At 48.7% G+C, this 25,625-nt stretch carries 12 protein-coding genes and 1 pseudogene; 10 read left to right on the forward strand and 3 right to left on the reverse strand.

Annotation, left to right across the window (positions count from 1 at the left end; all coding sequences use genetic code 11):
- Positions 1-132: 132 nt before the first annotated feature.
- Positions 133-1,521, reverse strand: coding sequence for a DUF3370 domain-containing protein (locus SPI9445_RS0106665; RefSeq protein ID WP_017303957.1), 1,389 nt, complete (start codon positions 1,519-1,521; stop codon positions 133-135).
- A 245-nt stretch (positions 1,522-1,766) separates the two neighbouring features.
- Between SPI9445_RS0106665 and SPI9445_RS0106670 the strand changes: the two genes are divergently transcribed.
- The 5 genes from SPI9445_RS0106670 (at position 1,767) to SPI9445_RS0106690 (ending at position 9,924) form a co-directional block, all read left to right on the forward strand.
- Complete coding sequence (locus tag SPI9445_RS0106670) at positions 1,767-3,050, forward strand: M16 family metallopeptidase (protein ID WP_017303958.1); 1,284 nt, start codon at positions 1,767-1,769, stop codon at positions 3,048-3,050.
- A gap of 30 nt (positions 3,051-3,080) precedes the next feature.
- The gene (locus tag SPI9445_RS0106675; protein WP_026079586.1) at positions 3,081-4,340 is read left to right on the forward strand and encodes a M16 family metallopeptidase; all 1,260 of its coding nucleotides are present in this window, start codon (positions 3,081-3,083) and stop codon (positions 4,338-4,340) included.
- 59 nt (positions 4,341-4,399) lie between these two features.
- Positions 4,400-6,151, forward strand: a complete 1,752-nt coding sequence (gene recN / locus SPI9445_RS0106680) for a DNA repair protein RecN (RefSeq protein ID WP_017303960.1) — start codon at positions 4,400-4,402, stop codon at positions 6,149-6,151.
- 222 nt (positions 6,152-6,373) lie between these two features.
- Complete coding sequence (locus SPI9445_RS0106685; protein ID WP_017303961.1) at positions 6,374-9,256, forward strand: GAF domain-containing protein; 2,883 nt, start codon at positions 6,374-6,376, stop codon at positions 9,254-9,256.
- A 227-nt stretch (positions 9,257-9,483) separates the two neighbouring features.
- On the forward strand, positions 9,484-9,924 hold the full coding sequence (locus SPI9445_RS0106690; protein ID WP_017303962.1) for a CAAD domain-containing protein: 441 nt from the start codon (positions 9,484-9,486) through the stop codon (positions 9,922-9,924).
- A gap of 319 nt (positions 9,925-10,243) precedes the next feature.
- Here SPI9445_RS0106690 and SPI9445_RS0106695 read toward each other — a convergent pair whose 3' ends face one another.
- Entirely contained in the window at positions 10,244-11,431 is a 1,188-nt protein-coding gene (locus SPI9445_RS0106695) for a HetZ-related protein 2 (RefSeq protein WP_017303963.1), read from the reverse strand.
- Between the two features lie 742 nt (positions 11,432-12,173).
- On the opposite strand from SPI9445_RS0106695, the gene SPI9445_RS0106705 reads away from it, so the two are divergent.
- The 3 genes and pseudogenes from SPI9445_RS0106705 to SPI9445_RS0106710 all read left to right on the forward strand — a co-directional run bounded on the left by SPI9445_RS0106705 (position 12,174) and on the right by SPI9445_RS0106710 (position 16,401).
- Positions 12,174-13,946, forward strand: a complete 1,773-nt coding sequence (locus tag SPI9445_RS0106705; RefSeq protein WP_017303965.1) for an iron uptake porin — start codon at positions 12,174-12,176, stop codon at positions 13,944-13,946.
- Between the two features lie 317 nt (positions 13,947-14,263).
- Positions 14,264-14,422, forward strand: a pseudogene (locus SPI9445_RS31970) (RNA-guided endonuclease TnpB family protein); the annotation flags it as partial.
- Between the two features lie 254 nt (positions 14,423-14,676).
- Positions 14,677-16,401, forward strand: coding sequence for an iron uptake porin (locus SPI9445_RS0106710; protein WP_017303966.1), 1,725 nt, complete (start codon positions 14,677-14,679; stop codon positions 16,399-16,401).
- 158 nt (positions 16,402-16,559) lie between these two features.
- Here the strand turns inward: SPI9445_RS0106710 and pcrA are convergent, their stop codons facing one another.
- Entirely contained in the window at positions 16,560-18,875 is a 2,316-nt protein-coding gene (gene pcrA, locus SPI9445_RS0106715) for a DNA helicase PcrA (RefSeq protein ID WP_026079588.1), read from the reverse strand.
- A gap of 178 nt (positions 18,876-19,053) precedes the next feature.
- On the opposite strand from pcrA, the gene SPI9445_RS24605 reads away from it, so the two are divergent.
- Together SPI9445_RS24605 and SPI9445_RS0106725 are read left to right on the forward strand one after the other, a co-directional pair.
- Complete coding sequence (locus SPI9445_RS24605; protein ID WP_017303969.1) at positions 19,054-22,734, forward strand: diguanylate cyclase domain-containing protein; 3,681 nt, start codon at positions 19,054-19,056, stop codon at positions 22,732-22,734.
- Positions 22,735-22,912: 178 nt separating this feature from the next.
- Positions 22,913-25,594, forward strand: a complete 2,682-nt coding sequence (locus SPI9445_RS0106725; RefSeq protein WP_017303970.1) for a trans-splicing intein-formed DNA polymerase III subunit alpha N-terminal partner DnaE-N — start codon at positions 22,913-22,915, stop codon at positions 25,592-25,594.
- The last annotated feature ends 31 nt before the right edge of the window (positions 25,595-25,625 follow it).

Below are 25,625 nucleotides of genomic sequence, written 5' to 3' on the forward strand. Positions count from 1 at the left end.
GGCGCAATGCTTGCGCCCTAGGGAGTCGGGAGTCGGGAGTCGGGAGTCGGGAATCCGGGAACTCTCCCCCCTGTTCCCTGTTCCCTGTTCCCTGTTCCCTAAAATAAAAGAGTTTCGGCTATTCACTACCCACTATTCCCCTGTTCCCTGTTCCCCGTTCCCTGTTCCCCTAGCAGGTAACGTTTGCACCGTGACCACTTGGGGGGGCGTTGCATCGGGGGGATAGAGGAAATTAAAGCCAACGGTTTTGGTTTCTTGGGGGTCTAAATTCAGGGTGACTAACGGCACTCCCTGCTGTCCACGACGCTGGACGAGGTGGAAATGACGGGTTTGGAAATTCCCTGTTGAGTCGGGATATTGCACTTGGACGGTTCCCCGGAAAAAGGTGGCGGTGGGGAGGGGGTCAAAAAAGCGCAGTCCCCCGTCTAATTCATTTTGTTTGATGGGAGTTTCTAGGGTGATGGTGACGGTTTTGGGTTGGTCGGAGGGGTTATGGAGGGGTAAGGTTAAACGGTATTCGATGCCGTAGTTGCCATGGGCTTTATAGGCTGTGTCGGGATAACGGACTAACATGGGGGCGCTTTGAATTTGTCCGGTGCCGAGGGTGCCTCGATCTAAGGTACTGATGCCGTAGGAGAAGGCTTGACCGACTTGGGGAATGGTTAGATAATCCCGGTCAGGATCGGTTAGTCGGGCTTGCCATTGGGAACCTTGGGCGACTCCGGCCACGCGACCATAGATAAAACTGCCTTCGGTGGAGTCGGGGGGGGTGGGGGTGCGATCGCGAGGTGTGGCTAACTGTCCATTGACTAACAATTCTTGCCACTCTTCTAAGGTGGGAGAACGTTCCTCTCCCTGTTCATCGGTGGGGGCAAATTGCGCCAAACTAGCGACGTAGACTTTCCCGGTACTTTCTAAGCGAAAATAACTCGACCGTCCATTTAAGGGGGGTTCTAGGGTTCTTACGGGGATGGGGAGGTTCATCAACATTCGACTTTCTCCGGCCGGGATGATGATTTGGGCGGGAAATTGTCGTTGTCGTCGGCCGCGCACTAAATCACTCATTACCCGACTGCCTGGGCCGGCATACACTTCCCCAAAACGGTTCTCTCGCACGGGGGGGAGGTTAATAAAGGGGGCATCGGGTTGACTGAGGTAGCTGGCCGCTTGCCGTAGTCGCAGGATGACGGGGCGATCGCCGGGATTGTGGACTAATACGCCTAAATACAGGGTGCGTAAGTCTTCCGGGGTGGGTGCTTTGGCGACATGGTGGGCAAATACATCAAAGCGCCCTTCAAAACCAAAGTTCAAATGAGCCTCGGGATGGGCTTTTTCTTCAGGGGGAAAGGTGGAGAGCAAAATTCCACTTTCTAGCACCAATTCGGGACTATTGCTATTAAACACCGGAACTTGATCCAGTTCTCCCGGTAAGGGGCGCACTTCTTGGGGGCGTACAATCTCTTGGGGCGGGGGTGGGGTGGGGGTTTGGGCTAAAAATAGAAGGGGTAACAGTGAGAACATAGGTCTTGATTAAAAGGTGAATCGGTGATCGATGATCTAATGATGCAGTTTCTGGTCAATAGTTTCCGTTTTTCTCTCACCAACGTTAAATTCCCTCTGGGGGAAGACGAGTTAACCCGATCCCCGATCAAGGATGGCTTTACCCAAAGATGTCACAGAATCTGTATAAAAGTGATCTACTTTACAAGAGGGGACAGGTTAGAATAAAAAATTATACCTTTGCGCGTCACCTAGCGAGCTTAATCTTGCAACAACTTACTCGACTGGTTCAACAACATACTGCAATCCCTTTTCCGGCGCAAATCTTCCGCCTGGAAAGCGGCCTAACCGTAATTCATCAACATATCCCTGCAACTCCCGTCACGGTGGTGGATGTGTGGGTGCGGGCTGGGGCGGCCGCAGAACCCGATGATTGGTATGGTATGGCTCACTTCTTAGAACACATGATCTTTAAAGGGAGTAAAACGGTTGGGCCAGGGGTGTTTGATTGGGTGATTGAGAATAGTGGGGGGATGACGAACGCCGCAACCAGTCATGATTACGCCCACTTTTTTATTACCACAGCCGCCGAGTATTTGCCGGAAACCTTGCCTTATTTTGCGGAGATTCTCCTTCATGCTCAGATGCCCGATGATGAGTTTATCCGGGAACGGGAAGTGGTGTTAGAGGAAATTCGGTCTTGTCAGGATGATCCCGACTGGTTGGGCTTTCAGGCGTTGTGTGAGACGATTTATGGGGACTATACCTATGGGCGGTCGATTTTAGGGACGGAAGAACAGGTTAAAATGCGATCGCCCAATCAAATGCGCTGTTTCCATCGGACTCACTACCAACCAGAAAATATGACGGTGGTTTTAGTGGGAGGAATTGAACAGGAAACGGCCTTATCCTTAGTGAGTGAGAACTTTCAAGGCTTCGAGATTCGTTCAGAATGCCCCCCCACTCGACAAAAAATTAAACCCATTCTGCAAAAAATCGAACGCACCGAACTCCGTTTACCCCGTTTAGGTCATGCCCGCTTAATCATGGGTTGGTTAGGCCCGGGTGTGGCACAATTAAATGAGGCCTGTTGTCTGGATATGTTATCGGTGATCCTAGCCAGTGGTCGTTCCTCCCGCTTGGTGCGAGAATTGCGCGAAGAAAAACAACTGGTGCTAGATATTGCCAGTGAGTTTTCCCTACAACGGGATGCGAGTTTAATTACCATTACAGCCTGGTTAGCGGAGGAAGATGTAGAGCAAGTCGAGGCCATTATTCGCGATCGCCTACAAGAACTTATCTCCCAACCTGTCACCGAGGCCGAACTCCAACGCACCAAGCGACTCCTCTGTAATGATTATGCCTTCTCCACCGAAACCCCCAGTCAAATGGCTGGACTCTATGGCTACTACAACACCATCAGCGCCGCCGAACTTTCTGTAAGTTATCCCCAACGCATCCAACAGATTCAAGGCTTTGATTTACAACGAGTCGCGGCCAAATATCTCTCCCCCGAAAAATACGCCGTCACCGTCATGGGCGGTTTATAATCTTTCCCTTAAACTCCTGACACTCCTGACATGATGCAACCCGTTCAACGCACCACCCTGTCTAATGGAATTACGGTGCTAACCGTTGAGAATCGAGCCACTGATATTATTGCCGCTCGTTTATTTTTCCGTGCCGGAGGGCGCTGGGAACCCCTCGAACAGTCGGGGATGTCCCACCTGCTGGCCGTCTTGTTAACCAAAGGCACCCACACCCTTAATTCCGCCGAAATTGCCGAAAAAGTCGAATCCATCGGGGCTAGCTTAGGCGCTGACGCGTCCGCCGATTATTTTGTGATGAGTTTAAAAACCGTCACCGCCGACTTTGGGGAAATTTTAGACCTTGCGGCCGAACTTTTGCGATCGCCCAGTTTCCCCCCCAACGAATTTGAACTAGAGCAAAACCTCACCCTCCAAAGCATTCACTCCCAAAAAGAACGCCCCTTTAACCTGGCCTTCCAGCAACTGCGCAGCGCCATGTATCCCCAGCATCCCTACGGCGTTTCCATCCTAGGCACAGAAGAAACCGTCAGCCAACTCACCCCCGCCCACCTGCACCAGTACCATAACACCTATTTTCGCCCCGATAATCTCATCGTCAGCCTTTCCGGCTGCATTGACCACGAAGAAGCCATTACCCTAATTGAACAAACCCTCGGCGACTGGCAAGCCCCCTCCCACCCCCTCCCCACCCTAGAACTCCCCCCCCTGTCGAGTCACCCCCAAATCGACAAACTCCCCCAAGATAGCCAACAATCCATCATCATGTTGGGCTACCTCGGCCCTTCAGTGTACAAACGGGAAGACTACGCCGCCCTGAAACTGCTCAACACCTACCTCGGAAACGGTTTATCCAGTCGTCTTTTTGTGGAATTGCGGGAAAAACGGGGATTAGCCTATGATGTTTCCGCCTTTTATCCCACCCGCTTGGAACCCTCCCAATTTGTGGTTTATATGGGAACCGCCCCCGATAATACCCCCGTCGCCATTGCCGGATTGGAACAAGAAGTTAAACTACTCTGGGAAGCCCCCCTCGCAGAAGAAGAACTTCAGTCCGCCAAGAATAAACTTTTAGGACAATATGCCCTCGGCAAACAAACCAACGCCGAAATCGCCCAGATATTAGGCTGGTATGAAACCATTTCCGTAGGCATTGAATTTGACGAGGACTTTCAGGCAGCCGTTCAGGACATCACCCCCCAACAAGCCCAAAACGTCGCCCAGCGTTATCTCGGCACAGACCCCTATATTTCCCTCGTCGGACCGGCTCAAGCGTTAGAATTAGCGAGTTAATCCTACATCGTTAAGGGTGAAGGGCTAACCTGTTGACTGAAAATGGGGGGGTTTAATAGATGTTACTGTCGCTAAGGATTGAAAACTTTGCGCTAATTGATCAACTAGAGATAGAGTTCGGCACTGGCTTAAATGTGTTGACGGGGGAAACCGGGGCGGGCAAGTCGATTATTCTCGATGCTATTGATGTGGTGTTGGGGGGAAAAGTCAGTAGTCGCTTGTTGCGCACAGGGAGTCAACGGGCGCTAGTGGAGGCCACCTTTAGCTTAACGGAGAGTTTAGCCCATTGGTTAAAGGAACAGGAGATTGAACTATTAGAAGAGGAAACCTTAGTCTGTAGTCGGGAAATGTCAGCGAAATTAGCCCATTTTCGCTCCCGTTCCCGGATTAATGGGGTGTTAGTGAATCGGAAAATTGTTCAGCAACTGCGCGATCGCCTAGTGGAAATTACCGCCCAAGGGCAAACCGTAGAACTCCTAGTTGCTCAACGCCAACGGGACTTATTAGACCTCTACGGCGGCGTAGCCCTACAAAGGAGTCGTGAAGAGGTCAAAGCCGCTTACGAGGCGTATAAAGCCACACAGCAGGCACTGGAGCAACGTCGGCAGTCAGAACAGGAACGGTTACAACGACTGGACTGGTTAAATTATCAGTTGCAAGAGTTGGAGGGGGCAGAGTTAAACGATCCCGACGAATTAACCGAATTAGAACAAGAACGCGATCGCCTGTCCCATGTCGTAGACCTGCAAAACCTTAGCTATCAAGTCTATCAACTCCTCTACCAAAACGACCAAGAGGGGGTAGCGGTAGCCGATTTACTCGCCGAAGTGGACAATCACCTGCAAGCGATGGTGAGTTATGATGGGCAACTCACCCCCGTCTTAGAAATGGTACAGGGTGCGATCGCCCAAGTCATAGAAGCCGGACAGCAAATCAATCATTATGGCGATCGCCTCGAAGCCGATCCCCAACGCTTAGAAGAAGTCGGGGAGCGCATTCAAACCCTGAAACAAATCTGCCGCAAATATGGCCCCGAATTAAGTCATGCGATCGCCCATCGGGATCACCTGCAAAACGAACTCGCCCAACTTACCACCGCAGAACAATCCCTCGAACACCTCACCGCCCGCTACGAAGCCGCAGAAGCCACCCTAATCCGCCTCTGCGCCCTCCTCACCCAAAAACGCCAACAAGCCGCCCAAGACCTCGAAAATCAACTGATCCGAGAACTTAAACCCTTGGCAATGGAGAAAGTGCGCTTTGAATGTCGCCTCACCCCCACCCATCCCACCTCCCAAGGCATGGATCAAGTGACCTACTACTTTAGTCCCAACCCCGGCGAACCCCTACAACCCCTTTCAAGTACGGCCTCCGGGGGGGAAATGAGCCGTTTTCTCTTAGCCTTAAAAGCCTGTTTCTCCCAAACCGCCTCCGAGACAAGTCAGAAAACCTTGATATTCGATGAAATCGACGCTGGAGTATCGGGGAAAGTAGCTCAGGCGATCGCCGAAAAACTGCACCAACTCAGCCGCCCCCATCAAATCCTCTGTGTCACCCATCAACCCCTGATTGCCGCCCTCGCCGATCATCATTTCCGCGTCGATAAACAAGTGATTGAACAGCAAGAAACCCACCCCGACACCATCCCTAACACCTTGCGCACCGTCGTCCGTATCACCTCCCTTGACCATAGCGACAGTCGCACCGCCGAACTCGCCCAACTCACCGGGGGAGATTCTGCCGGAGAGGCGATCGCCTTTGCCCAGTCCCTCCTCGCCCAAGCCGCCGCCCGACTAGACAAAAGAGGCTAAAATGTCTAGTGACACTCCCGGCTATCACAGCACAGGGATTCTTCACTCAACGAATCAGCGAAGGACAGGGCTTTAAACTCAGGTTTTTGGTAAACTTATCACCATCAGAATCAAAAGCCCGACCCTTGAGTTAGGCTAACGGGAGTCCGATGGCTACACCAAGCCCCCTTAACTCTCATCTCTCATCCGCTAAGACCCCTGTCCTCCAATTTGTGAAGAGAAATGACTGCTGCATCTCCTGACCCCAACCAACCCCAATCCCATGACCCGAATCAGGTTTCCAATCGCCATCCTGATCACACTCCCGCAGCAGGTACATCTACGGGAGAATCGGTTAATCCTGAAATCCTACACGACCAGCACTCCTCTTCTCATCCCAGCACAAACCGCAAATTTCAGCCCACCGGACCCACCATTGATATTGACGTAACCCCAGAAGAAGAACCAGCCCCCGCTAGCCAAACCTCTAAATTTGACAGGTCAATTCAGAATAATAGCACCACCATTGATATTAACCCCACCCCAGACCCTAACACCCCCGAGAACAGCCCCCCCAGCAACGGCAATGGGTCATCCTCTGCCCTAGTTGCCGCTCAAGGCACCTTCTCCAACTTCCTCGCCCCCCTGAATAAAGAAACCTTCCAAAAGGTGGTGATGGATGTTGAAGAAAAACTTAAGGTCGTCAATCAAACCCTCTCCCTCCTCGACAGCGTATTAGATAGCGAAGGGTTTGATGCCATCCTGGACGAAATGTTGCGCTCCATCACCCTCAAAACCGGGGAACTCCTCGGAGCCGACCGCACCACCATCTACCTCCTAGATGATGATCAAGATGAACTCTGGTCGATTGTCGCCAAAGGAGACGACGGAAAACCCATTGAAATCCGGATTCCCGTCGGAAAAGGCATTGCCGGGGAAGTTGCCCAATTGCGGGAAGTGATCAATATCCCCTACGATTTTTATGATGATCCCCGCTCGGTCGCCGCCAAGGAATTTGACAAGCGCAACAACTACCGGACTTATAGTATGTTAGCCCTGCCCCTTCTAACCGACGAAGGGGAACTGGTCGCCGTGGTGCAACTGATTAATAAACTAGAACCCGATCATGCTCCCACCGCCGATCTAGAACATCGGATCTCCCATACAGGATTTACAGAGAATGACCTAGAAGTATTTGCCAACTTTGCCCCCTCCATCCGCTTAATTCTAGAATCTTCCCGCTCCTTCTATAAAGCTACCCAAAAACAACGGGCGGCCAATGCGTTGATTGAAGCCACCAACTCCCTCAGTCGGGGCAATTTAGACCTAGACACCACCCTACGGACGGTGATGGATGCGGCGAAAAAACTCATGAACGCTGACCGTAGCACCCTCTGGCTCATTGACCGCGAGAAAAACGACATCTGGACGAAAATTCCCCTTGATAACGGCACCCTGCTAGAAATTCGGATTCCCATTGGTGTGGGGTATGCTGGACGAGTGGCAGAAACCGGGGAAGTTCTCAATATTGGTTTTGACCTCTACAATCATCCGGAGTCGGAAAAATCCAAGGAAACGGATCAAAGAACAGGATATCGGACTTGTAGCTTGCTTTGTATGCCCGTTTATAACTCCGATGGCGAGTTAATCGGGGTGACGCAGTTAATCAACAAAATTAAACAAGGGGATTATCCCCCTTATAATTCCGAAGATTGGCCAGAACCTCCCGAACGCTGGAAAGCGAGTTTTAACCGCAGTGATCAGGAGTTCATGAAGGCCTTTAATATTCAGGCCGGGGTGGCGTTACAAAATGCGACCTTATTTGCCCGAGTGCAGCAACAAGAGCAAATGCAGCGCGATATTTTGCGCAGCTTAACTAATGGTGTGATTTCCACGGATAAAAATGGGGTGATTATTGCGGCCAATGAAAAAGCGCGGGAATTGTTAGGGTTTGATGATAGAAACCCCCTCGAAGGAAAGCCTATGAATGCCTTAGTGGAGATTAAAGGTAAAGATGTTGTTGAGAAGGGAGAGGTGGCCAAAAAAGGCGAGTTTTCTGAGTGGTTTAACCGGGCTTTACATCCGAAAGATGATAAAGATCGAGAACAGTACTATCCCGATCAAACCATTATTTCGGCGGCCGGAGAGGAACATTCTGTTAATCTTTCTATTAACTCGATTAGTGATGCCGCCGATGAAGATAATGTCTATGGCGCGTTGGTGGTCATGGATGATATTAGTGATGAAAAGCGGCTAAAAAGCACGATGTACCGCTATATGAACCAAGAATTAGCGGAACAGTTATTAGAAAAAGGGGAATTAGAACTCGGGGGAGAACGCCGGGAAGTGTCGGTTTTATTCTCAGATATTCGCAGCTACACCACATTAACGGAAAAATTGCAAGCTGAAGAAGTGGTCAGTATGCTGAATGAATATTTTGAGTCCATGGTTGAGGCCATTTTTGCCCATAAAGGAATTCTGGATAAGTATATTGGGGATGCCATCATGGCGGTATTTGGGACACCGTTCCCGTTACAAGATCATGCTTGGAAAGCGGTTCAAAGTTCCTTGGATATGCGCTATCGTTTGGCAGATTTTAATGAAAAACGAGTGGCAGAACGGAAAGATCCCATTCGGATTGGGATCGGGATTAATTCTGACTATGTGATTAGTGGAAATATTGGTTCTAGTAAACGGATGGAGTTTACAGCGATTGGGGATGGGGTGAATTTGAGTTCCCGGTTAGAAGGGGCGAGTAAACAATATGGTTGCGACATTGTAATTAGTGAAAATACCTTTAAACAATGTTCAGATAAGGTGATTGTGCGGGAGTTAGATTGTATTCGGGTGAAGGGGAAAACTACACCTGTGGGGGTTTATGAGTTGGTGGAACAGGTGAATGCTAAATTACCCTATGAGAAGGAACAAACCATTGAGTTATATAACCGGGGACGGGAACTTTATTTGAAGCGCAATTTTGCCCTCGCCCTAGGTCATTTTGCCACAATTTTAGAGGTGAATGGAGGAGATAAGGCGGCGGGTTTACATATTGAACGCTGTCGCCATTTCTTGGAAGTTCCCCCAGATGATGATTGGGATGGGGTGTTTACCATGACGACTAAATAATTTTGCTATAGTTTGGGGCAATTGCACTATATGAAGCTCTCCCCACCTGTGAGGGTGGGAGGTGGGGGAGTGTGTCGCTATTTTTGTTCAACTCATTTGTGATTAGATCCGGAGTTTGGGGTCTAAGATTTGAGATAAGATCAGCTAGGGTTGGTCAAGTCCGCTTTTTGTGTGTAGCACCAAAGCCTACAATAGAGTTTGCCTTTCAGACTTAGGAGGAGAAATCCATGGAAGAATCCAACGTAAAAACCGCCGACACCACACAAACCCCTGATATCAAGACGGAACCCTCTGGTGCGATCTCGACAACCCCCTCGGCCACTCCCCCCCTGAGTGATCAGCCTTGGCAGGAATGGTTAGAGCCTGTTTTAGAGTTTTTAGCCAAGTTACCGGACTACTTGGGTAAGTTTTTCTCAGACTATAAGCAACCCCTGATTACGGTGGGTTTGATTGTGGCGGGTATTATTTCGGTGAAATTAACCCTCGCGCTGTTGTCTGCTATTAATGATGTCCCCCTGTTGGCTCCCATTTTTGAATTAGTGGGGATTGGATACACGGCTTGGTTTGTGTATCGGTATCTGTTGCAGTCCTCCACTCGTTCTGAGTTACTCACGGAATTTAATACGCTCAAATCTGAGATTTTAGGAACTGGCTCTAAAGAGGGTTAATCTCTAGGGTTTGGGAACTGATTGAGTGATTTTTGAGTGCATGAGGGTGATGGGTGTTAACTCATCGCCTTTTTTCGTTTCTGGAATAGGGAATGGGGGGGAGCAGGAGAGCAGGGGAGAGGAGGAGAGGAGGAATTAAGACTTATTACCTAGGGTCTGCTGAATAACACGCCTATGCTAGGCTCAACAAGGGAACAGGGAACTCTTAACAGGGAACAGATCATCTAAAACTGGCACGATTGCCTATTCCCGACTCCCGACTCCCGACTCCCGATTCCCCAACTCTCGGACTTATTCAGCAAGCCCTACCTATTCCTTATTACCTATTCCCGACTCCCGATTCTCCTCTTAATTCTTGGGCGATTTGGTAAGTTTTAGTCCACTCGGACATAACTTGAGATTTTTTGAGCTTGAGGGTTTTGGCGATCGCATCAATCACCTGACCTTCCTTTAACTGACCGAGGATGTCTTGTTGCAGAGGAGTCAGACCTTGCCAAAACTGCTCCCATTGGGTGGGAGTTAAGCCTAGATTATGCTCCTTGAGGGAAATTTGTAGCCAATTGGCCACTAATTCGGGCCGACTCTTGAGGGCGAAGATTTTTACGGCATGGTAACTGACCTTTTCCCGGAGACGGTAAACCTGTTTGACGGGGAGATTTAACTGTTGGGCGATCGCATCTTGAGAACAGCCTTGTAGATACAACCGTAGCCAAGACACCGCCAGAGGTTCGACTTTTTCCCGTAAATACTGCTCAAACTCATCCTGTACCGTCTGACGCAGTAATTGCTGCTCTTCCCAGTCCTGTTGTTCTTGATAGCTTGTCACTGCTTCCGTATCCAACAGACTCACCGGAGAATCGGTTTCATCTACGGCAATTTCTTCAGAGATCATTTTAATCCGTTCGCTTTGGGGAATCTGAGTCATGCCCCCCCGTTGAGAACGTCGGAGATAATTGACAAAACGATAGACCAATAGGGGCTGATTGCGAATGGGACGCATACAGTATTCCTCAACGGAGGTTAGAAGTAATGTGTTGCGTAAAACCTTATCCTCAGTACATTCTCCAATCCAAGCGATCGCCGATTGAATATAGCGATCGCTGTTTAACATTTCCTGAATCACCTCTTGTAACACATCCGCCACCGCCCGCTTGCGATCGCGACTTAACGCCACCCAAGTCCGGATCTTATTACGCAGCACCACCAAAGACCCCAAACGATTGATCAAATTGCCATAGGCCCGACTCGGTGGCACCCCTAAATAACGTTGCTGCAAAATACGGTAGCGATACTCCATTGCCTGTTTCGCAATCTGTTCCTGCCGAGCATCCAACCCTTCCCAGCGCGTCAAATCCTCACCCAACAACCAACGAACAATACTGTTTCGGCGAGTTTCACTCAGATCCGGACAATCCACCCTTAAATACTGATCCCACGTCTGCTGGAGTTCCTCGACTAATCCATTCATGCTCTTTCTTTCCTTTAACCCCTGCTGGACAGTTTGCATCACAATCTCCCTTGGCAAAGCGAAACATTAACTATGCTCATTTCATCATCTTAGGCCAAGGATCTCAGTGATCTTTCCAACCTCAACCCACCCATAATCATCACCCCTTCCACCAGAAATCATCACACAGCTAACCTGATATATCTCTCCCCCATCCCCCTATTTTGATCTCCCCTCTCCTGTGTTGAAGATCACAAAGCAGACAGTCCATGCCCCCCGTCTTGTTCCCCCCTTCTTGTTCCCCCCTTCCAAAGGGGGGCTAGGGGGGATAAGTCCATTGAATGGGGGGCTAGGGGGGATACCTTAACTCAGTGAGAATCGGTTAGCTTTTCCCTTCGTTGAGTGGAATCCCCCTAAATCCCCCTTCTAAAGGGGGACTTCCGTATTTCCCCCCCCGTCTTGTTCCCCCCATATTTCCCCCCCTTCCAAAGGGGGGCTAGGGGGGATAAGTCCATTGAATGGGGGGCTAGGGGGGATAAATTTTGACAACTTATTCTGAATAATTGCCCATTGACTTGACAGAACCTACAAGAGTCATTACCATCGTGTCCAAGAATATTTCAAGTTTCATCCCCAAAAGTTTCCCATTCGCCTAAAATTTCGTTAGACTCGAATGGGAAAAGTGAACTGGAACTTTGTCTCTCTAGTCAGACAGGTACGTCTAGAGTAACCTGAGCGGTTAGGATTACAGCACTCGAAAGTTCATTTTTTCGTGTTCCCTGGTTAAGTGTGAGGAAGATTGATGTCTAAAAATATTAGAAAGGCTTTGTTAGCTGGACCCGCTACCTTCGGCGCGCTGCTAGCCGTTGCAGGTAACGCAGTCGCCAGTCCCATTTCCACGAACGACACTGATTTCGTGTCCGCTAGCGACCTGCTCCAGCAAATTGATAGCTATAGCTCTGAAGGGAGCGCCACCTTGGGTCAAGCCGGATTTACCGGAGCTTCCCAGTTTAGTGATGTTTCCCCCGGGGACTGGGCATTCCAAGCGTTAGATGACCTCGTGCGTCGCTACGGCTGTTTAGCGGGTTATCCCGACGGAACATTCCGGGGCAACCGTGCCTTAAGCCGTTATGAGTTCGCAGCCGGTTTAAACGCGTGTTTACAACAAATTGAGCGCATCATTGCTGAAACCACGGCCGATTTTGTGACTCGCGAAGATTTAGAAGTGCTTCGCCGTCTGCTGCAAGAATTTGAAGCAGAATTAGTCACCTTAGGAACTCGCGTTGATAATCTGGAATCCCGCACCGCTTTCTTAGAAGACAACCAGTTCTCTACTACCACCAAATTAGTTGGGGAAGCTATCTTTAACTTAGATATTCCCTTCGGGAAACGGGCGAACCCCACATTCTTAAGCCATGACTTGGGAGCTTTTCCTTTTGCTCCAGGAGCCATTGGCAACAACGGCGTTGTGATTGATGGGGATACTGTATTCACCGATGCCGCCGGAAATATTGTGGGAACTCATGTTGGTTTCGGCGAGCCTCCTGCTCAACGGGATCTTGACAGCAACCTCGCTTTCTCCTACCGAGCGCGTTTAAACTTTGATACCAGCTTCTTCGGGACTGACCGCTTGCGCACCCGTCTCCAAGCTCGGAACAACCTGAACCTGTCTAGTGTAGAGAACTTGGGGACGGATATGCTCTCCCCCAACAACTACGGGAACAGTAACAACCAGGTTCAACTAAGCAAGTTGTGGTACTACTTCCCCTTGGGTCGTAATATCCGCTTCCACGTTGGGGCGCAAGGGATGGATATTGATGACATCCTTGACTCCGCTTCCACTAACCCCTACGCCATTGATGGCTTACCCTTGGGTTTAGCCTACAACACGGCTTTCTATGATACCCAAGGGGCTGGACGGGCTGCAATTGGGGCTAATATCAAGTTTAGCGATCGCATTGGTTTAGATATCGGTTACTTTGCGGGCAACGCCAACGAACCCACTCGCGGGCTATTTGGTGGGTCTTATGCCTTACCCGTTCAGTTGAACTTTAACTTCGACCGATTCAACTTTGCGTTAGGCTACTCCCGGACTTATGCTCCTAGCGGAGATGTGTTCTTATCGGGTGTAGGCGATCGCTCCGCCGCTCCCTTTGGTCAAAACGCCACCTCTGGCAACCACTACCACCTCGCCGCTAGCTTCGACATCAGTCGCCGGGTGAACCTGAGCGGTTGGTTTGGTTACACCAGTGCTACTGGTGAAGCAACCCGCGCCGCTTTAGTGAAAGGTCGCAACGCCGACATCTGGAACTGGGGTGTGAACTTAGCCTTCCCCGACTTAGGGAAAGATGGGGCCGTGTTAGTTGCTGGTTTCAGCCAACTGCCCTACGCCAGCCACATCCAAAACCGTCCTAACGTGCGCAACGCTTCCTACTTAGGAAACTTAGAGTATCGCTTCCCCGTGAACGATAACATCGAAATCGCTCCTGGTCTGTTCACCGTGTTAAACCCTCAAGGGGATGCTCGGAACAGTGCCATTTGGGGGGCTTTACTCCGCACAACCTTCAGATTCTAAACTCGGTCTAGGTTGATGCCCCATCTTAAACACTTGGGAATAATCACCTAGGCTCTTCAAGGTAGGATCTTCAAGGTAGAATCTTCAAGGGGTGGGATGCTTTCCCGCCCCTTGTTCTCTTGAGAAAAGCCCGGTTTCTTATGAACGATTTTGCTATGATATGAGCTAAAATTCTGTGTAATGTCTGATGAAAACGTATCATTCATCTTTCTGGGGTTAGCTCATCGTCGGGAAGCCCCGCACTGTACGAATGTCAGTGTCGGGATGAAAGACGGTTAATTGAGGGGTTCGATGCCCCGAAAATTAACAAACAATCATTTACTACGGATAGGGACGTTGCTGCGGCGATGATAGTCGAGCAGCGTGGACTTGCAGCCCTTGGACTGGGGGTCAAGCTGCCTGTAGAGGAAGAGGTTATCGGGGATGTCCCTAAAAAGACATCTAGAGCCTCCCGTAGAAGCAGGAAAGCCTCATAGTGATATGGGGAAGCCCGCACCGTACCCGTAGAGTCGGTGTCGGTAGGATGTCACGATTACAAATAGTCAGTAGGGGGAGACACTCCCGAATTAAAGCCCAAAAACATCAGAACTGACCTCCAATCAGTCAAAGCGGCTTTAATCCGTTTGATGGTTTATTTGGGAACCCGATGTTATTACGCTTACTGTCAGCGTCTGTAGGATGTCAGAGTTACAGGTTTATTGTTTTCTCTTGTGAAGTGTGAGGAAGATTGATGTCTAAAGATTTAAGAAGAGTTTTACTGGCTGCACCTGCCACCCTCGGCGCGCTCTTAGCCGTTGCCGGGACTGCCGTTGCTAATCCTGTTTCGACCAGCGACCTGCTGCAACAAGTCAATAGCTATACAACTGAGGGTAATAGCACCTTGGGTCAAGCCGGGTTCCCCGGTGCTTCCCAGTTTGGTGATGTTTCCCCCGGTGACTGGGCATTTCAAGCGTTAGATGACCTCGTGCGTCGTTATGGCTGTTTAGCGGGTTATCCTGACGGAACTTTCCGAGGCAACCGCGCTTTGAGTCGTTATGAGTTTGCCGCCGGGTTAAATGCTTGTTTACAGCAGCTAGAGCGCATCATTGCTGAAACGACTGCCGAGTTTGTCACTCGTGAAGATTTAGAAACCCTGCGTCGTCTCTTGCAAGAGTTTGAAGCGGAATTAGTCACCTTGGGGACTCGCGTTGATAACTTAGAGTCTCGGACTAGCTTCTTGGAAGATAATCAGTTCTCCACTACTACCAAATTACTCGGGGAAGTGGTCTTTAACTTAGATGTTCCTTCTGGGAAACGAGCCGTCCCCACCTTTATCACGGGAACGTCTGCCAATGGTCAGAGCAATAATGGTTCATTGGGTGACACCGTAGTTACAGATGCGGCGGGGAATGTGATTGCTTCTGAGGTGGGTTTCCGCGAACCTCCCCGTCAAGAGAAAATGGACAGTAATCTGGCTTTCTCCTATCGGGCGCGTTTAAACTTTGATACTAGCTTTGTGGGGTCTGACCGTTTGCGCACTCGTTTACAAGCGCGCAACGCTCGGAATTTAACCGATGTTGCTAATATTGGCACCGATGGCCTGCGTCCTGACCGTTATGGCGACAGCAACAATAATGTTGAACTGAGCAAGTTGTGGTACTACTTCCCTCTGGGACGGAACATCCGGTTCCATGTAGGGGCTACTGGGATGAGTATTAATGACATCATTAATTCTTCAACGACCAGTCCTTACAGCAAAGATAGCTTACCTCTGGGGATGCTTCATAATCCCGCTTTCTTTGAAACTCATGGCTCTGGTGGGGCGGCTGTGGGGGCTAATATCAAGTTGAGCGATAATTTGGCGTTAGATATTGGTTACTTTGCCTCCAATGCCAATGAGCCGGATGAGGGGCTGTTTGGGGGGAGTTATGCTCTGCCTGTGCAGTTGAGCTTCAAGTTATCGAACATTAGTATGGCGTTGGGTTATTCCCGTACCTATGCTCCTAGTGGTGCCGTGAATTTGAGCACCATTGGCGATCGCTCTCGGACTCCTTTTGGTCAGAATGCCACCTCTGGCAACCATTACCACCTTGCCGCCAGTGTTGATGTTGGTCGGGCGATGAACTTAAGTGGTTGGTTTGGCTATACCAACGCCATTGGGGAAGCTACCGAAGCGGCCTTAGTGAAAGGTCGGAGCGCGGACATCTGGAACTGGGGGATTAACTTAGCCTTCCCGGATTTAGGTCGAGATGGTGCTGTTTTGGTGACAGGTTTCAGTCAACTGCCCTACGCCAGCCACATTGAGAACCGTCCTAATGTGCGCAATGCCTCCTACTTGGGGAATTTAGAGTATCGTTTCCCGGTGAACGATAACATCGAGATTGCGCCCGGATTGTTCACCATCCTGAATCCCCAAGGGGATGCTCGGAATGGTGCGGTTTGGGGGGCTTTACTCCGCACGACCTTTAAGTTCTAGGAGCAAGTTCTAGTTGAGATTCCGCCGTTGGAATCTCTGATTTAACGGCGGGGTTTCCGTGCTACGACGAAAGAGGGGGGAATTTTCCCCCCTTTTTCTAGCTCGCTGCAAGGGGGAATGGATGAACTCTCCCCCTACCACGGCTGCTCCTTGCGCTCCTATTCCATTTTGATCAGATCGATGGCTTTCGGATTAATAATCTTCCGACCAATATCAAACTGAATCGCCAGATTAGTCTTTTTCCCACTACCCAAGATATGGGTCACTTCCCCTAAACCAAAGACGGGATGAACCGCTTGATCTCCTACTGCCCAGACAATCTCCTCTGAAGGAGTCTTAGAGGCCTTACTTTTGCGCGTTTTACGGGCTTTGCGGACATTGGTGCTAATTAACTCCTCCGGTAATTCGGCGAGAAATTGGGAGGGAAAGGCTGGCTCTCGATAGCCCCAGAGGCGACGTTCTTGGGTATAGGTGAGAAACAATTGCTCTTGAGCGCGGGTAATGCCGACATAACAGAGACGGCGCTCTTCTTCTAAAGAGAGGGGATCTTGAATCGCCCGTGAATTGGGAAATAGACCTTGCTCCATCCCCACTAGGAAGACAATGGGGAATTCTAGACCTTTGGCGGAATGGAGGGTCATTAGGGACACCCGGCTGGCTTCTTCGTCGAGATTATCTAAATCGGAAGCGAGGGAGGCGCTGGCAAGAAAGGCCTGTAAACTGCTGTCCTCATTTTCTTCTTCAAATTGAGTCATGGCATTATACAACTCTAGGACGTTCTTCACGCGGTTGTCGGCTTCCTCAGTTTCTTGATTCCGCAGGTTGTCTAAATACCCTGATGCTTCCATAATGCCATCAAGAATCTTTACTACGCTTTGTTCTTGGCTGGCTTCTTGGTATTTTTGAATCATTTGGGCAAATTCATGAATCGCTTTGCTGGCCCGAGAGGCGATCGCATTTACCGAGGTTTCATCACTCAAAAGCTCCCACAGGGGGACATTTAGCTCCGTTGCGGCCTGCATTAATTGGTCAATGGTAGTCCGTCCTATACCCCGTCGGGGGGTATTAATAATCCGTAATAAGCTCACCGTATCGGCCGGATTGGCAATCACCCGTAAATAAGCTAGAGCGTCTTTAATTTCCTTGCGGTCATAGAATTTTTGCCCCCCCACAATCAAATAGTGAATTTTCGACTGAAGTAGGACTTCTTCAAAGTTACGGGATTGGGCATTGGTACGATATAAAATCGCAAAACTGCCCCAGTTTAACTCGGGATTTTCTGTCGTTAAGGCGACAATTTGCTGCACCACAAAACGGGCTTCTATTTGTTCATCACGCGCCTGATAGATATAAATTTGTTCCCCATTTCCTCGGGTCGGTCGGAGAATTTTATCAATCCGATGGGTGTTATTTTCGATTAAATAATTCGCCGCTTGCAGAATATTTTCTCGGGAACGATAGTTTTCTTCCAGCTTAACCATCGTTTGGGTTTCCTCATCGGGTAAGTTATCTCCGAAGTCTTCTTGAAACCCTAACAAAATGGTATAGTCAGCCATACGGAAGGAGTAAATCGATTGATCCGCATCTCCCACCACAAACACAGAACGCTGTTCCCAATTCCACTGTTTTGAGTCGGGTTCTCCATTGGTGGCTAAGAGACGGACTAAATCATATTGAATCCGGTTTGTATCTTGGTATTCATCCACCAAGATATGGCGAAATTGTTGATGCCAGTAGCCTAGAACCGTCTCATTTTGTTGAAAAAGGCGCACGGGGGCAAGAATTAAATCATCAAAATCTAGGGCATTATTCGCGGCTAACTGATTTTGATATTCTTCATAAATATCCGAAATAACTCGACCCCGATAGTCAGGATTCTCCTGGGCATAGTCTTGGGGAGATAGTCCTAAGTTCTTCGCGTTACTAATTGTATAACGCACCATTTTGGGATTGAATTTTTTGTCGTCTAAGTTGAGTTGTTTGGTCGTAATGTTTTTGACTAAAGTTTGGGCATCATATTCATCAAAAATGGAAAAATTGCGCTTCCACGTGCGTCCTCGCTCGTCTCGATATTTATTGATATCATAGCGGAGGATGCGAGAGAAAAGACTGTGAAACGTCCCGATCCAAAGAGGCTTAATCACTGTTCGATAAACTTTAGATCGGAGAGCGGTTTGTTCTGGGGGGGTGAGGGCATCAAAGGGCTTTTGATACTTTTCAAGGGCTATTTTCTGACTGAATAACCGTTCAATGCGCTCCTTCATTTCCCGAGCGGCTTTGTTGGTAAAAGTAACAGCCAATATATTTTCGGGATGAACTTTGTGGTGATTAATGAGATGAAAAATACGATAGGTTAAGGCTCGGGTTTTGCCAGATCCGGCCCCGGCAACCACGAGAAGAGGGCCGCAAAAATGTTCGACCGCACGTCGTTGAGAGGGATTGAGGGAGGCAAGAAAATCTGGAGTTGGTATCATGAGAACGAGATGGAGAAGATGGGTACAGATTAAGAAGCGTGAAGAAAACGCCCGACCTTTCTAGGGTCTACACAGAAGGGAAAAGAGTATGTCACAATTGGAAGGGAAGATAAGCGCAGCCTTAAAGGTATCATCCTATCTTCTGGTGAAACACTCATTCTAAGATTTTCTGAAGTTTATGCAAAATGCTGAGTCGTCTAGACAGGCTCAGTCTTTATGGAAGTTACGTCAAGTAACCGTGCAAGAAATAAGGGCGCTTCTAGACGCAGACCGAGTTAATTTATTAGCCTTCCAACCGGATGGGGTGGGAGTGGTGGTGAGTGAAGCGAACGCACGCCCTAACTACGCCCCGGATTGTCGGACTGCCCGTCCGGTGTTGCCCTCTTTGTTAAACTTACATTTTCCAGCCGCCGATATTCCCCCCACCTCACGGGTACGGTTTTTGGAAAATCGCCAGGGGGTCCAAGTCAACACCATCACCCAAGAGGCGGTTTATTTCCCCCTGAGCCAAAAACGCCGGGAAGTAACTCATCCGCCGATTACGGCGGATCCTTGTCATGTGGAATATTTGGGACATTTGGGAGTCCAGTTTTGCCTGACCATCCCGGTGATTATTAGTCAGGGGGTGGCGGTATCGTCTTCCTTAGCTTGGGCAGAACAGGAATCTTTGTGGGGCTTAGTCATTGTTCACTATGTCACGCCCCCTCCCGAGAGTCCTCAACAGAAGTTAGCCCAACTGGAACTTTATCTAGAACGATTACAACGGTTTTTAACCCGAGAACAGGCCATCCGTCATCAACACCGGGCGCAACAAGAGGAAAACCTGTTGCTGGAGATTCGCCAGTTGTTGATCCATGGGGGAGAAACAGACTGTTGGCAAGTGGTTCTAGAGAAAGTGGTGAAGGCCTTGGGGGGGTGCGGGGGCTGTTTAACTTGGTATGGCTATTTAGAGGGGATTCAGCCCCAGTGTTATATCTTGGGGGATTATCCCTTAGAGGCTCATGAGGTGGTACAACGGACTTGGCAGAATCTGCTAGATGCGGCCCCTTTAGAGGCGGTGACAGTTCCGTTGCACTTTCCGGCCCTGAGTATTGATTTGTTGTCTCCTGGAGCCCCAGAGGTTTTGAAAACGGCGTTTTGGAACACTTCAACAAGGCTGTTGTTGGGGGTGGGTTTACAGTCAGGCTATGAGTATGTAGGACATTTGAGTATTTTTCGGCGAGGGCGCGATCGCCAAATCCATTGGGCTGGCAATCCAGAACGCACCCAAGGGGAACGCCAGCCCCGTTCTTCTTTTGATCCTTGGCTGGAAACGGACCATCAAGCGGTGGATTTTTGGCTAGAAGACGACTATCTCTTGATTAAACGGGTGGCCGAACAAATCTATACAGCCCTACGCCAGCAGCAAATTGAGCATTTACGAGTCAGCCAACGGGGTTATCATGCCCTAACGCAACTGCCGAACCGTCAATTTTTGAGTGAAAAACTGGCGATCGCGTTGATTAACAGTAACCTCAATCATGAACTGGTGGCCGTGATTTTCATTGACCTAGACCGTTTCAAACAGGTGAACAAAGTCTTAGGCCATCGGGTGGGCGATGAACTCTTGTGTTTAGTCGCCCAACGCTTAAAAGAACACATTGCCCCCCCGAAAAATCTCCTTGCCCATTGGAGTGGAGACAAATTTGTGTGTTTATTACGACAAATCAAACAGGCCGAAAGCGAGATTATCGAAACCCTCTGTCAGGATATTAGTCAAGAATTCCAAGCCCCGTTTTTTCTCAGTGGTCAGACCATTTACGTTACCCTGAGTATGGGGGTGGCCTTAGCCCCCTTCGATGGCACCAATCCCGAAACCCTGCTCCTCCATGCGGAGGCGGCTATGTATAACGCTAAACAGCAAGGCCGGAACACCTATCAGTTTTATCGGGCGGCCCTAGGCGATCGCCTCAATCCCCTCTCCTTAGAAGCGGATTTACGTTCCGCCTTGATTAACAATCATTTTCAGCTTTATTACCAGCCGCAAATTGACCTGAAAAGCGGGAAAGTGATGGCAATGGAAGCCCTCATCCGGTGGCACCATCCCCAGCGCGGTCTAGTCTCCCCCTGTCACTTTATCCCCCTCGCCGAAGAAAGTAGTTTAATCTGTGATCTGGGGGAATGGGTCTTGCGCCAAGCCTGCCGACAGTATAAAGTCTGGCAAAGTCTCGGCATGGAACACCTACGCATTGCTGTTAACGTCTCCGCCAGACAATTCCAACAAGTAGACTTTCTCAACACCATCACCGGGATTTTAGCCGAAACTGAAACCCCCCCCTCGGCCATTGAAATAGAAATCACCGAAGGCACCGCCGCCAAAGATGTGGAATTAACGACTACGATTCTGCAATACTTACAAAATCTCGGTGTCACCGTCGCCCTTGATGACTTCGGCACCGGCTATTCTTCCCTCAATGCCATCAAGCATTTTCCCCTCAATACCCTGAAAGTGGATCAGTCCTTTGTGCGAGATGTAATCACCGATCCCACCGATGCCGCCATTGTGAAAACCGTCGCGGCCTTGGGACATGGCTTGAAATTACAAGTCCTCGCCGAAGGGGTGGAAACCTTGCAACAACTAGAGTTTTTACAATCGGTTAATTGTGATTTAATACAAGGGTACTTATTTAGTCCCCCCCTCTCTTCCTCCGCGGCCACGGAATTCTTACAAAACTGTGCCAACGGAGCCAGCTTACAGTACCGTTTTAACGCCCACGACACCGGGGAAGAGGACATAATTAGTACCCATCCGGCCTTGCAAGACCTTTTAAAACAGGCGCAACGGGAACATCTCACCGCCCAAATTGCCCAGCAGATTCACTCCTCCCTAAAATTAGAGGATATTCTCAACACCACTGTCCGAGAAATTCGCCATTTTCTGGGAACCGATCGGGTTATGCTATACCAATTTAAGCCCGATTGGGATGGGCAGGTGGTTGTAGAATCGGTGGGGCAGGGGTGGCAGTCTTTGTTAGGGCAAAGTATCAAGGATCCCTGTTTCCGGGTGAAGTGCGCCCCCCTCTATCGTCAGAATCGCATTTCGGCCATCTCCGATGTGGAACATAGCCCTCTAGAACCGTGCCATCGTAAAATGCTACGCCGCTATGACGTGCAGGCCAATTTAGTCGTGTCTATTGTGCGGAAAGAAAATCTTTGGGGACTGCTGATTGCCCATCATTGTAGTAGTCCGAGGGAGTGGCTCAACAGTGAAATGGACTTATTGCGTCAACTGGCCTCCCAAGTTGCGATCGCCATTCATCAATCCCAACTCTATCAACAACTCGAACAAGCCAACCAAGAACTCCGCCAAATTGCCACCCAAGACAGTTTAACCGGAGTCGCCAACCGTCGCGCCCTAGATGACTATATCCTCCAAGTGTGGGGACACTTACAACAGGAACAAGCCCCCCTGTCCCTGATTTTGTGCGATATTGACCATTTCAAATACTATAACGATACCTACGGTCATCAAGCCGGGGATCAGTGCTTAAAACAGGTTGCCCGGGCCATGCAGAGCGTTATTGAGAATCCCCAGCATCTCGTCGCCCGTTATGGAGGGGAAGAGTTTGCCATCATTCTCCCCCGTGCCACCCACACCGAGGCGCTGGAAGTGGCCATCCGTTTACAGGAACATCTGGACTCCCTTAAAATCCCTCATATTTCCTCCCCCATTAGTCCTTTTGTTACCCTGAGTATTGGGGTGACTACCCATGTCCCCCGGATAGAAAAAGCCCAAGATATCCTAATTGCTGAGGCAGATCAAGCGCTCTATCGTGCTAAAGCCCAAGGGAGAAACTGTATTGAGTCCATTAGTCACTAATTGGGGTATAGTCATTTCCCGACTGTTTTGGCTTGAGGGGAGGGGGAGCAGGGGAGCAGGGGAGAGGAGGAATTAAGACTTATTACTTATTCCCAATTCCCAATTCCCCATTCCCAATTCCCCATTCCCAATTCCCCTGTTCCCTGTTCCCTGTTCCCTAATTACTAATCAAATTCTTATGTCCTTTGTTGGTTTACATATTCATAGTGACTATAGCCTCCTTGATGGAGCGTCTCAACTTCCCGCTTTAGTGAATCGTGCCGTAGAATTAGGAATGCCTGCCATTGCCCTCACCGATCATGGGGTGATGTACGGGGCCATTGACTTAATTAAAACCTGTCGAAATAAAGGGATTAAACCCATTATTGGCAATGAAATGTATGTCATTAATGGTCAAATAGAGGACAAGAAAAAACGTTATAAACGCTATCATCAGGTCGTTTTAGCGAAAAATACCCAAGGTTATCAAAACCTCGTCAAACTCACCACAATCTCTCACCTCGAAGGAATGCAAGGGAAAGGCATCTTTACCCGACCTTGTATTAACAAAGACCTATTAGAAAAGTATCACGACGGGTTAATTGTCACCAGTGCTTGTTTAGGGGGAGAAGTTCCGCAAAATATCTTAAAAAATGACCTAGTAGAAGCCCGTAAAGTTGCCCAGTGGTATAAAGATATTTTCGGAGAAGATTATTATTTAGAAATTCAAGATCACGGTTCGGCAGAAGACCGGATTGTTAATGTCGAAATCGTGAAAATTGCCCAAGAATTAGATATTCCTATCATTGCCACCAATGACTCCCATTTTATCTCCTGTCATGACGTAGAAGCCCATGACGCGCTGCTTTGTATTCAGACGGGAAAATTAATTACAGAAGACAAGCGTTTGCGCTATAGCGGCACTGAATACCTCAAGTCTGCCGAAGAGATGAAACGCTTATTCCGTGACCATTTGAGCGATGATGTGATTGAAGAGGCGATCGCCAATACTATCGCGGTGGCTGAGAAAATTAAACCCTACAAAATCATGGGAGAACCCCGCCTTCCCAACTACAAAGTCCCTCCCAATCATACCCCCGATAGTTACTTAGAAGAGGTCACTTGGCAAGGCTTACTAGAACGCCTTAATTGTCGTCATCGTTCCGAAGTCCCCACCCTCTATAAAGAGCGCATCGAATATGAACTTAAAATGATGCAGCAGATGGGCTTCTCGACCTACTTTTTAGTGGTATGGGACTATATTAAATATGCCCGAGATAATAACATTCCTGTAGGACCCGGACGAGGTTCTGCGGCTGGCTCTTTAGTGGCTTATTGCCTGAAAATTACCAATATTGATCCCGTGCATCATGGTTTATTATTTGAGCGATTTTTAAACCCAGAACGGAAGTCTATGCCGGATATTGACACAGACTTTTGTATTGAAAAACGGGATAAAGTGATTGAATATGTGACGGAGAAATACGGCAAGGCGAATGTAGCGCAAATTATCACCTTTAACCGCATGACTTCCAAAGCAGTATTAAAAGATGTGGCACGAGTGCTAAATATTCCTTACGCAGAATCAGATATGATGACCAAATTAATCCCCGTTTCTCGGGGAAAACCGACCCGTTTAAAGGTTATGGTTTCTGATGAGACACCTTGCCCAGAATTTAAGCAAAAATATGACACAGATCCCACAGTAAAACGCTGGGTAGATATGGCTATCCGCATTGAAGGAACGAATAAAACCTTTGGCGTTCATGCGGCTGGGGTAGTGATTTCCTCTCAACCATTAGATGAGGTTGTCCCTTTACAAAAGAACAATGAAGGGGCTGTTATTACGCAATATTCAATGGAGAATTTAGAATCTTTAGGATTGCTCAAAATGGACTTTTTGGGCTTAAAGAATCTGACCACTATTCAAAAAGCTGCCGATTTAATTGAGCAAAATCGGGGGGTTCATTTAAATGTGGATCAACTGCCCTTAGATGAACGGAAAGCCTTACGCATTTTGAATAAAGGGGATGTGAAAAAAATGCCCCCAGATATTCAAAAAACTTACGGATTATTTAAAGAGGGGCAACTTGAGGGGATCTTTCAGGTGGAATCTGAAGGGATGAAACAAATTGTTAAAGACCTTAAACCGTCTGGCATTGAAGATATTTCTTCTATTTTAGCCTTATATCGTCCGGGACCGTTGGATGCGGGGTTAATTCCTGATTTTATTAACCGCAAACATGGACGAGAAGCCATTCAATATGAACATCCCTTATTAGAGTCTATTTTAGAGGAAACCTATGGGATTTTGGTCTATCAAGAGCAAATTATGAAGACAGCCCAAGACTTAGCGGGGTATAGTTTAGGCCAAGCAGACTTACTCCGTCGGGCGATGGGGAAAAAGAAAATGTCTGAGATGCAGAAACATCGGGAGATTTTCATTGATGGGGCAACAAAAAACGGGGTATCTCAACCGATTGCCGAACATTTGTTTGATCAAATGGTTAAGTTTGCTGAATATTGCTTAAGCTATGATACAAAAATTATCACCGTGGAGTATGGCGCGATCGCAATCGGTACAATTGTAGAGCAGGGTTTGCACTGTCACGTTTATAGCGTTGATCCCAATGGCTTCATTTACACTCAACCCATTGCCCAGTGGCATCAGCGAGGGGAACAAGAAGTTTTTGCATATACCTTAGAAAATGGTTCAATCATTCAGGCAACGAAAGACCATAAATTTATGACTCAACAGGGGAAAATGTTACCCATTGATACTATTTTTGAACAAGGTCTAGACCTCCTGCAATATCATTTAGAGGAGACAGGAAATCCTAAAAAAGTTAGTTCTAATAAAGGGCATCTCATTCACATTTAGCCGACGTGAGCTAGTTTTTTCAAGGGGACAA

It is taken from the genome of Spirulina subsalsa PCC 9445 (assembly GCF_000314005.1).
GTDB classification, from domain to species: Bacteria; Cyanobacteriota; Cyanobacteriia; order Cyanobacteriales; family Spirulinaceae; genus Spirulina_A; species Spirulina_A subsalsa.

Bases quoted from the DNA above. Each gene is read 5' to 3' on its own strand.
- SPI9445_RS0106665 (WP_017303957.1), bottom strand. From the start codon at position 1,521: ATGTTCTCACTGTTACCCCTTCTATTTTTAGCCCAAACCCCCACCCCA.
- SPI9445_RS0106675 (WP_026079586.1), top strand. From the start codon at position 3,081: ATGATGCAACCCGTTCAACGCACCACCCTGTCTAATGGAATTACGGTG.
- recN (WP_017303960.1), top strand. From the start codon at position 4,400: ATGTTACTGTCGCTAAGGATTGAAAACTTTGCGCTAATTGATCAACTA.
- SPI9445_RS0106685 (WP_017303961.1), top strand. From the start codon at position 6,374: ATGACTGCTGCATCTCCTGACCCCAACCAACCCCAATCCCATGACCCG.
- SPI9445_RS0106690 (WP_017303962.1), top strand. From the start codon at position 9,484: ATGGAAGAATCCAACGTAAAAACCGCCGACACCACACAAACCCCTGAT.
- SPI9445_RS0106695 (WP_017303963.1), bottom strand. From the start codon at position 11,431: ATGCAAACTGTCCAGCAGGGGTTAAAGGAAAGAAAGAGCATGAATGGA.
- SPI9445_RS0106705 (WP_017303965.1), top strand. From the start codon at position 12,174: ATGTCTAAAAATATTAGAAAGGCTTTGTTAGCTGGACCCGCTACCTTC.
- SPI9445_RS0106710 (WP_017303966.1), top strand. From the start codon at position 14,677: ATGTCTAAAGATTTAAGAAGAGTTTTACTGGCTGCACCTGCCACCCTC.
- pcrA (WP_026079588.1), bottom strand. From the start codon at position 18,875: ATGATACCAACTCCAGATTTTCTTGCCTCCCTCAATCCCTCTCAACGA.
- SPI9445_RS24605 (WP_017303969.1), top strand. From the start codon at position 19,054: ATGCAAAATGCTGAGTCGTCTAGACAGGCTCAGTCTTTATGGAAGTTA.
- SPI9445_RS0106725 (WP_017303970.1), top strand. From the start codon at position 22,913: ATGTCCTTTGTTGGTTTACATATTCATAGTGACTATAGCCTCCTTGAT.